Source organism: Succinimonas amylolytica DSM 2873 (assembly GCF_000378405.1).
Classification (GTDB): Bacteria; Pseudomonadota; Gammaproteobacteria; order Enterobacterales; family Succinivibrionaceae; genus Succinimonas; species Succinimonas amylolytica.
In genome coordinates, this window is record NZ_KB899636.1 from 1,561,726 (window position 1) to 1,571,101 (window position 9,376).

At 51.2% G+C, this 9,376-nt stretch carries 4 protein-coding genes; 1 reads left to right on the forward strand and 3 read right to left on the reverse strand.

The genetic code is table 11. The features are described from left to right. Positions 1-15: 15 nt before the first annotated feature. The 3 genes from F557_RS19165 to F557_RS0106945 form a co-directional block, all read right to left on the reverse strand. Positions 16-1,338 carry an HD-GYP domain-containing protein gene (locus F557_RS19165; RefSeq protein ID WP_019001518.1) on the reverse strand — a complete coding sequence of 441 codons (1,323 nt, stop codon included), beginning with the start codon at positions 1,336-1,338 and terminating at the stop codon, positions 16-18. Between the two features lie 67 nt (positions 1,339-1,405). Next, complete coding sequence (locus F557_RS0106940; protein WP_019001519.1) at positions 1,406-2,344, reverse strand: BspA family leucine-rich repeat surface protein; 939 nt, start codon at positions 2,342-2,344, stop codon at positions 1,406-1,408. A 313-nt stretch (positions 2,345-2,657) separates the two neighbouring features. Continuing rightward, complete coding sequence (locus F557_RS0106945; protein ID WP_019001520.1) at positions 2,658-3,929, reverse strand: AAA family ATPase; 1,272 nt, start codon at positions 3,927-3,929, stop codon at positions 2,658-2,660. 462 nt (positions 3,930-4,391) lie between these two features. On the opposite strand from F557_RS0106945, the gene F557_RS21105 reads away from it, so the two are divergent. After that, entirely contained in the window at positions 4,392-9,020 is a 4,629-nt protein-coding gene (locus tag F557_RS21105) for a PKD domain-containing protein (RefSeq protein ID WP_019001522.1), read from the forward strand. Positions 9,021-9,376 lie beyond the last annotated feature (356 nt).

Consider the following 9,376-nt stretch of genomic DNA (forward strand, 5'->3'; position numbering starts at 1 on the left):
GTTCTGACTTTGGGCTCAGTTTTCCCGGGCATTATCCTTTGCCCGGAAGGGAAGATCCTCGGCTATTCTGCTTTCGGCTCCCCGAAAGCTTTCCGGATTTCGGGGATCCTGGGCACTGTCCGAGCCTCCGGTGTCGTTCCGGAAAACATCGTTCATATCATCCACAATCTTTCCGTCAATCTGTCCGTCGCGAGCCATGGAGCTCATGATTTCGATAGATTTCTGGTGACTGAAGCCCTGTTTATAGGGGCGATCCTCCCGGAGTGCCTGATAGACATCAATGCAGGTAAGCAGTCTTTCCTCATGTGACAGCTGGCTTCCCTGCATTCCGAAGGGGTATCCGCTGCCGTCCAGCTTTTCATGGTGGTGCGAGGCCCAGGCGGTAATGTCGTTCATTCCGTTTATTTTCCGAAGAATCACATAGGTGTAGAAGGCGTGGTTCTGCATCATAGCGAACTCCTCGTTGGTCAGCCGGGCCGGCTTTTCCAGAATGTCGTTGCTGACGATCAGCTTTCCGATATCGTGCAGTGCTCCGGCGAAGAAGAACCGTGTAGTCTTTTCATCATCCCAGCCGTAATGCCGGGCCATGACCTCGGATTTCTGGGCCACTCCCATGGAATGGGAGCTGGTAAAGGTTGATTTGTAGTCGGTGATTCTGGCAAAAAGAAGGGCGATCTTTCTGACCTCCTCCAGGCCGAGATCCTCGGTTCTGGAGGGCACGGTTTTGCTGATAAGCTGATCCAGACTCCCGGAATTCAGGGATTTCAGGAAGTCCTCAGTCAGCACTTCCGCGGCAGCTTCTCCCATTTCTCTGGTGAAAATAACTCCGGACATGCTTTTCAGAAAATCCCTTACAAGCTGATACTTGTAGCTGTCGACATGATCCAGGTTGAAACGGGCATCAATTACATCTCCCAGCCGGACCAGCTGGGCCATGACAGGGGTTTCCTGCCAGTTCTTCCCGAACGGTCCGGAGCCGTCGGCGTTTTCATGATGGTAAAGAATTACGTTGGTGATATTGCTGCGCCAGGGGAGCAGTGTGATGTTGTTTTCCCCCAGGGTGCAGTGTACCCGATCCAGTTCGGGATCTTGAGCATTGGTGTTCTGTGAAGCCAGCTCCCGGGCCTGGATATATTCGGTAAGCGCATTGTCATGAAGGATGGCGCAGCAGGCCAGATCGGTGAGGGAGTCCCCGGAAAGCCCCATGCGGCTTCCTACTGCTGTTGCCAGGAGGGCGGCTCTTTTTCCATGGTTGGTGGATACCCCCAGAAGTTCATGCTCCACGGAGTCCAGGGCAAAAGAGAGTGCAAACAGAATGTCATTCAGGCATATTTTCATAGTATCTAGATCTGCAGTTGTGTTGTCCGAATCCCGGAGACAAATCAAATCCGCCTTCCGGAGGTTACTATTTTTCTGATATCAGCTTTTCCACCAGAGCTGTCAGACGGTCTATTTTGCTTTCCATTCCGATAACTCTGTTTTCTATTTCATTAACCTTTTTGTCAATGGACTCTACCTCTTCCTGGAGATGAAGATCCATTTTACGGCGCAAAATCTTCACGCTTTCCGCCAGATCCTTTATTTTCATGGCGGTCTCTCCGGAGGATCCGGCGGTTTCGCTATTCCCGGATGAACTCTCTATGGTGGCGGAGGCTGTTTCCGGGGGGCGGTTCTGCATGTTCTGCTCATAGTTGCTGTACAGTCTGGAGAAAACCCGGTCGATGACATCCAGCTTCTGCCGGTCCTTGACACTGTGGGGGTTGTACTGGGAAGCCCGGAGATAATTCAGAAATTCCCGGGGATTGTCCTCGGCCAGACGTGATTTTTCCAGCCGGCGGCATCCGGAAAACATGCCGTAAATCTCGGCTTCCGGTGAGACCTGGAGTGCCGGAATATAGACCAGCGATGCGCAGTGCTCAAACATGATGCGGAAGTCGGTTACCTTTTCGGTATTGAGTTCCGGGATGGTTTCCAGGGAACGGCAGTTGGCGAACATGCCTCTCATGCTGGTGACATTTCCGGTATAAAAATGGGGAATTCTGACGAGCCTCTCGCAGCCCCGGAACATGTAGTGAAGATCTAGGCTTTCCGCATGGGACTGATTGCTGATAGCCGAAATTTCGGACAGATTTTTAAGTCCCAGAAAGGCGTGACAGGATTTCACCTCTTCACCGATTACCACCTCCGGGAGGAAGCGGATCTGTTCCGGTATCAGAGTGCGCAGCTCTACGTTGTCCCTGATAATTATGATTCTGGTGATAGAGTCGGTCAGAAGAAGCCGGGCAGCCTTCTCCGGATCCGATATCAGATTTTCCCGGGTGTAAAAAAGTACATCAGTGCTCATTCTGTGATTACCAGTCGCAAATTTGTCTGATTTCCGGCTGCCAGTTACGTTGCGGACTCTGCTCCGGAGCGTCAGGCTGACAGGGATGATTTTTCAAAAAGGGGAGGTGCTGTCTGTTGCGAAACCGCTTTCTCCTGATAAATAACGGATAATATTTTATGAGATATTCCCATATTTGGTAAAAGATAATGTTGCAAAACCGGATAAAGATATAACTTGCGGAGGGATTTTCCGGTTCTGGCAGCAGTGAAAGTGCCGGAATCAGGTGTCAAACCGGTGTCAGCAAGGCTTCAAAGAGCAAAAAGCTGAGATTTCAGACTCCTGCGGCATTCTGCCAGAGCTCTGTTACGTAGGCGTTTGCCAGTCTCAGGTTGATTACAGATGATTTGCCGTACTCGTTTTCCACATCCCGGATGGTGAGGATCCCGGCAAAGTACATAAGCTCGATGAACTTCTGGTTTTCGATTTCATACCCCATATTGAAGTTGTTTCCCGAGTAGCAGAAACCGTTTTTCCGAAGATCCTGGTCGATGCGGGTGATGTTGATGCTGTAGTCTGTCTTTACGGCATTCAGCAGCCTTGCCAGTCGGCTGTTCTTCACATCGGAAAATGAGTTCTGAACATTGGTAAATAAAAGGTTCAGACATTGCAGCACGGTGTGGGGGCTGATAATTCTTATGCTGGTATCGGGGCTGAAGCTGTAGCCGTCCAGCTGTCCCACCAGGGTGTCGGCGAATTCCTCGGGGGAGCAGCTGATATCCTGCTTTCTGTCCGACATGAATATTTCCTTGACCAGAATTTCCACGTCCTTTTCGGTAAAGCCGACAATTCCGGCAAATTCACTGGCGAAGGAGATATCCCGGAAGTTGAAGTTAATGCCCTGACTGGCAAAGGTATTGCACACCGGAATAATGCCGGAAACAAAGATTCGGGCAATGCTCCCCAGATTTTCCGCTCTTTGCAGCATGGTGAAGAATATGCGGTACATGTCCGGGGAGATTCTGCTGCCGGGTGATTTCCCGAAGGGATCCGCATAGGAGAAGGTATCGTAGTTTTCGACAATTACATAGATCGGAAGACTGATCCGACTTTTTCGGTAGGCAATAAGAAAATCCTGAAGCATAACGGCGATGCTGTCTCCGGCGGGGACATAGTCTGTCATACCGTATTTGGCTGCAAATGCCGCAAGAGATCCCGATATTATCTGCGGAAAGGACATGAACCAGATATCGGAGAAATCAAAGTCCAGAATGGCGAAGGCACTGTGGTTGGGAAAATCCTTCCGGGTAATGCTTACCGGAAACACCCTTTCAAAAATCTGGCTATAGGCAATATCGTAGTAGGCGCGGAGAATCGAAAGAAAGGTAGTGGTTCCCATACCTCCGGGTCTGTGCAGCACATTGTTGGCGGAGGTGGAATGCTCCAGCTCCATGAGGCAGGTATACTTTAAGGCACGGTAGGACTGGCGTTCGGTAAGCGCCAGCACTCCGGTCGATCCTATAGGAACTCCCCGGGGGAGCACTCCCTCCTCATGAACCGAAGGATCGGGAATAATACGCCTCACGGGCAGGCTGAATTCTGTCATGCTGAATCTCCTGATCTGAGATTTCTGGCCAAAGGAAAGATTCCGGCATTTCGGTGCCGGCGGATATGACGTTCCTCGTTCCTGTTATCTGTCATTTCTTCAAGCATCTCACAAAACTTCGGCTTCCGCTATGAAATGGCGGTATTTTTTCAGTCTATGCCACAGTTTTTAAAAATCGTCCGTTTATTTTCTGTTTTCGATTCCCGGGGATTCTGGCTGCCGGAAGTTTTCAGAAAATCCGGTTATTCTCCAGAAAATAGAAACAGATCACACAAATATTGAATTGTGATCTTGCATTGAAGACCTTTTCATATAAAAATGCACAATAATTATTAACAATTTTCTAACAATTGAACACCTGTGCTGGTTTCTCTGAACAGCTGTTCCTTTTAAAGATTCTGTCCAGAGTCCCTGACCCTGACAGCCTGCATTGAATGTTTATAAATAAAAGGTATTCAGTATATGCTTAAGTACAAAAAGCTTTCCTTTGCTGTATTAATGAGTCTGGGGCTTGCTGCCTGCGGCGGTGGCGGCGGCGGCGGAGACGAGAAGGTGCCGAACTGCTGTGAGCCGCCGGCGCCCGACGCCTCGCCTTATTCCATCAATGTCCTGGTCCAGGGGTCGGGCGCTGAGTACCTTGCCGGAAGCAAGGTATGCTATGACCTTAATGACGACAGCCAGTGCGGGGACGGGGAATTTGTTACCTCCACTGATGCTTCAGGGCGGGCATCTCTTAATCTTGGGGAAGTTGCAGATATTTCGGAGCATGCGTTCCTTACTGAAAATGCCGACGGTACCGTATATCACGGTTTCTTTTCTGCGGATGCTCTTAACGGAACTGCCAAGAGCGGGTTTTCCTATCTGAATCCGCTTTCCGACATGATTTATGTCTACAAAAATGAGTTCTGGCTGTCTTCCTATGAGGAAAGCCTTAGCCAGATTGTCAAGGAGCTCGGCGGCAGCGCCGGTGATTATCAGGGCATAGTCAAGAAAAACGCTCCGGGACTGGTATTCCTGAGAGCGCTCAATGCCAAGGGTGAGGCTTTCTCCGGTAACAGCGTCAAGCAGTATCCGGGAGCGGTTTCCAGCATTGCCGCAGCTTTGGACCGGGGCCTTAACGACGATGCCATTATCACCTCCTTCAAGACCAATTCCGGTTTTGATCACCTTGAGGATATCGACATTGGCAGCAATCACGCTCCGGCTTCCCTTTCCATTGCCAGTGCTGACACCTCCTGCAAGGGAGTTACCTTTACCGGAACCGCCCAGGATGAAGATGGTGATACTTTAACCTATACCTGGAATTTCGGGGATCAGACTCCTGAAGAAAAGGGCGCCACAGTATCTCATACCTATGCGGGCACCGGTGAGTACACCGTGGAGCTTACGGTATCTGATGGCAAGACTTCCTCAGTACTAACCCGCAAAATAACGGTTGCGGCTGATAAGTGCACTCAGGCGCTGAAGGCGGCCTTTACCTATGAAGTTGACAAGGCAAGCCGCACCGTAGGCTTTACCAACAATGCCGCAGGTTCGGTAACCGCATACCGGTGGGAATTCGGTGACGGGGCTACTTCCGAGGAGATGAATCCCAGCCATACCTATGCTGCTCCCGGAACGTACAATGTGGTGCTGACCGTGGCAGACAAGAACGGTGCGCAGAGTGATCCTTCCACAGTACAGGTGGTGATATCTGAAGCCGGTTCCACCAACAATGCTCCGGTGGCTGATTTTGAATACAGTGTGTCCGGACTTACAGTAACGCTTTCCAACAAGTCCACGGACAGCGACAGCGACGATGTGCTGAGCTTCAGATGGATTCTTTCCGACGGTACCGTTCTGCAGTCAAAGGATGCCACCCATACTTTTGCGGCAGCCGGTGATGTCTATGTCATTCTTGAAGCATCCGACGGCATTGATGTGGCCAAGAAGAAAGTGTCCTTCAAGGTAGAGAATAAGAAGAACACCCCTCCGACTGCCAAATTTACCAGCAAGACGGAAGGCACCAAGGTTACCTTCACCAATTCCTCATCTGATGCCGACGGCGATGATCTGTCGTATGCCTGGTCCTTTGGTGACAACGGAACTTCCACTGAAAAGAATCCGGTTCATACCTATGCCGACAAGACCGAAACCTATACTGTAACGTTAAAGGTTTCTGACGGCAAGTCCGAGACCGTGCACAGCGACAAGGTTTCCATCAAGGCTTCCGGCGATAACGGCGGCGGAGACAATGGCGGCGGGACAAATACTCCTCCCAAAGCCGACTTCCATTATGCCTTCAAGGGACTTACCGGCACTCTTACCGCAGTGGCAAGTGATGCTGACAAGGATCCGCTTACCTACAGCTGGTCTCTGGGAGACGGGAAGACCGCTACCGGAGCCACAGCTACGGTAACCTATGCCGAGGGCGGTTCCAAGAAGATTACTCTTACGGTTTCCGACGGCAAGGCAGAATCCCAAAAGTCCTATGATGTCGTTCTTGCGGTACAGGGACAGACTGTTAAGCCGCAGTCCAAGGGTATTTACTATAAAGGCGATGCCGACGGCATTTATCTTTGGAATGGTTCCGATTTGTTTGCCGGAAAATGGCCGGGGGCTGCCATGACCAGAGCTGCCGAAAGCTCTGACTGGGCCTTCTATGATACCTCTGCAATCACTGCCGAGACCGTTAATGTTATCTTCCTGAAGGGCGGTGAAAAGCTCACTGACGATCTGACCAATGCTCCGGTGTCCGGATGCTATGCCGACGGCAAGTGGACTGTTCAGGCCGACTGTGTTCTTTCTTCTGAAGGCGGCAGTTCCTCTGAAGAAGCTGTGGAGGGCGGTGCCGATATCCCCAGTGGCGGTGACAACGGCGGCGATAACGGCGGCGATAACGGCGGCGATAATGGCGGCGATAACGGCGGCGATAACGGCGGCCACGAAAGCTCCCCTGGCACTGTTATCGGTGACATTGAGTGGTATTCCATGGATTACGCCACTACCATTGCCTCTTCCGATGTCAGAGTGCCTTCCGCTCCCTATGTGACCGCAGATCTGGCTCCGGGCAGCTACCATGAGGATAAGAAGGTTACCCTCGGACTTCAGGATGCTGACTTTAAGTCTACAGGCGGAACCATTTACTATACGCTCGACAATACTGAGCCTACCGAGTCATCCACGAAGTATACCGGCCCGATTTCCCTCAAGGATACCTCCACTGACGGCCTTGGCACTGCCTACAGACTCCGTACCCTTTCTGTCGGCGCAAACGGCATGAAGCAGGAGCAGCACTTCTTCTGGTTTATCAAGAAGAGCGGCACAGTTCTCGATGCTACTGATTTCCGCGATGAAACCATTTACTTTGTAGTTACCGCCCGTTACAAGGACGGCGATGAAAGCAACAACTACTATGACAGAGACCGCTATGATGCCACTGATCCGAGCTGGAGAGGCGACTTTAAGGGACTTATTGAATCTCTGGATTACATTAAGTCCATGGGCTTTACCGCTATCTGGATCACGCCGCCGGTAGAGAATCGCTCCGGTCTTGACTATCATGGATACCATGCCTATGACTGGTTCCAGCCGGATCTCCGTCTGGAAAGCCCGGGAGCCACCTATTTTGATTTCATCAAGGCGGCTCATGCCAAGGGGATCAAGGTGGTTCAGGACGTGGTGGTCAATCACTCCTCCAACTACGGTATCCGCGGTCAGGCCTGGATTGAGAAGATTCCGACCAAGTACTATATCGATCAGAAGTACGGCAAGAACGGCATTGATATGGGGGTTTATCAGAAGAATATCGGCGACTATAAATCCATTAATCGCTGCGATAATGATAACCCGGTAGCGCCGGCCTGGCACAGGAGCCTCTGCGCCGGTGATCCTAATGCCGAGGCTACCTTTACCGTGCATTTTGCAGATGGCGATGTCAGTGTGACCGGGGATGCCATTACTGATAAGAGTATCCCTGACAAATACTTCTGGAATCCGGCAATACAGAACTACCTGCCTGAGAAGTGGTACCACGTTGGCTATACCAACAACTGGGAATCCGTGGATGAGGTACAGCTCCGCAGCATGGCCGGTGACTGCGTGGATCTCAAGACCGAGGACAAGATTGTTCAGGATTACATGAACTCCATGATGAAGATGTATCTGGACATGGGGGTGGATGCTATCCGCATGGATACCATGAAGCATATGCCAAGAGAGGATCTTAAGGCCATGACTGATGTCTGGAGAGCCTACAAGAAGAATCTCTTCGTATTCGGCGAGGCTCTCATCAAGGGCTATGGCGATAATACTCCGAATCAGCTTCATCCGTGGTTCTACACCAGAACCAGCGGTCCTGCTGAGGCTCCTTCCGGAGATTCCGGCATCAGCGCTCTCGATTTCCCGCTGATGAGCCAGTTCCGTAACTCGGTGCGGGGCGGTTCTTTGGGCGCTCTTGCAGAACCGATCAATAGTTTTGATGCCAAGTATGCGGATCCTACCAAGCTGGTAACCTTCTTCCAGAACCATGACCTTGCTAACGACAATACCTGGTCCGGTTCCGGTGCCAGAATGTGCTGTGATGATCCGGCTCAGATGGCTCTCGGCATGAATGTTCTCTGGTTCTTCCGCGGCATTCCGGTAATGTACGCTGGCGATGAGAACAATCTCCGTGCCGGGTTGAATCCGGATCTTTCCGGAAACAATGACCTCGTGGGCGAAACCGGCCGTCTTTACGTTGGTGACGATATTGGTCCCGGCAAGGACAAGCACGGCATTGTGGCTCACATGGCCGATCTTAATGCTATCAGAAAGGCTTCCATTGCCATGAGACGCGGCAGCATGAAGATCCTGAACGGCGGTGATCCGATGGTATTCGAGCGTATCTATGAATCCGAAAACGCCATTGTAGCCATGACCGGCAGCAGCGGAAGCTCCGTACGTGTTGAGGGAGCTACTGACGGCAGCTACACCGATCTGGTTACCGGTACCAAGTACACCGTGAGCGGCGGCAGTGTGGATCTGGGATCAATCCCGGCATACTCGGCCCGTGTTCTGGTTAAGAACTTCTCCGGTACGGTTCCGGCTATGAAGGGCAAGTTCCTGAAGTAATCCGGATCTTGTTTCTCAGAGTCCGTTTTCCGGATTTGTGAGTAAGTGTGAAAAGGCAGAGTGATCTGCCTTTTTTGTGTGCTCGGCATGTTCTATATCTGTAGGGTGAAAGTCCCGAACACGACCGCTGGTGGTAAGTGTTAGCGAATTGCAAGGTGGTTACAGTAATGTAATAGCTGAAAGAAGCAATAGTGAAATCCCGAACTGACGTACAGGAATCACTTCAGGCAGCCAGAGTGGATAAGAGTGCAAAATAACTCGAAGTCCGATAGCCAGACGGAAACTCTGAATGTAAAGGTGGCAGTGGTGGGAGGAAAGATGTAGGGCTTACCCGAGGAGATCCTGTCAGCTCATTA

Coding starts and splice junctions, on each gene's coding strand:
- F557_RS21105 (WP_019001522.1), top strand. CDS start 4,392: ATGCTTAAGTACAAAAAGCTTTCCTTTGCTGTATTAATGAGTCTGGGG.
- F557_RS19165 (WP_019001518.1), bottom strand. CDS start 1,338: ATGAAAATATGCCTGAATGACATTCTGTTTGCACTCTCTTTTGCCCTG.
- F557_RS0106940 (WP_019001519.1), bottom strand. CDS start 2,344: ATGAGCACTGATGTACTTTTTTACACCCGGGAAAATCTGATATCGGAT.
- F557_RS0106945 (WP_019001520.1), bottom strand. CDS start 3,929: ATGACAGAATTCAGCCTGCCCGTGAGGCGTATTATTCCCGATCCTTCG.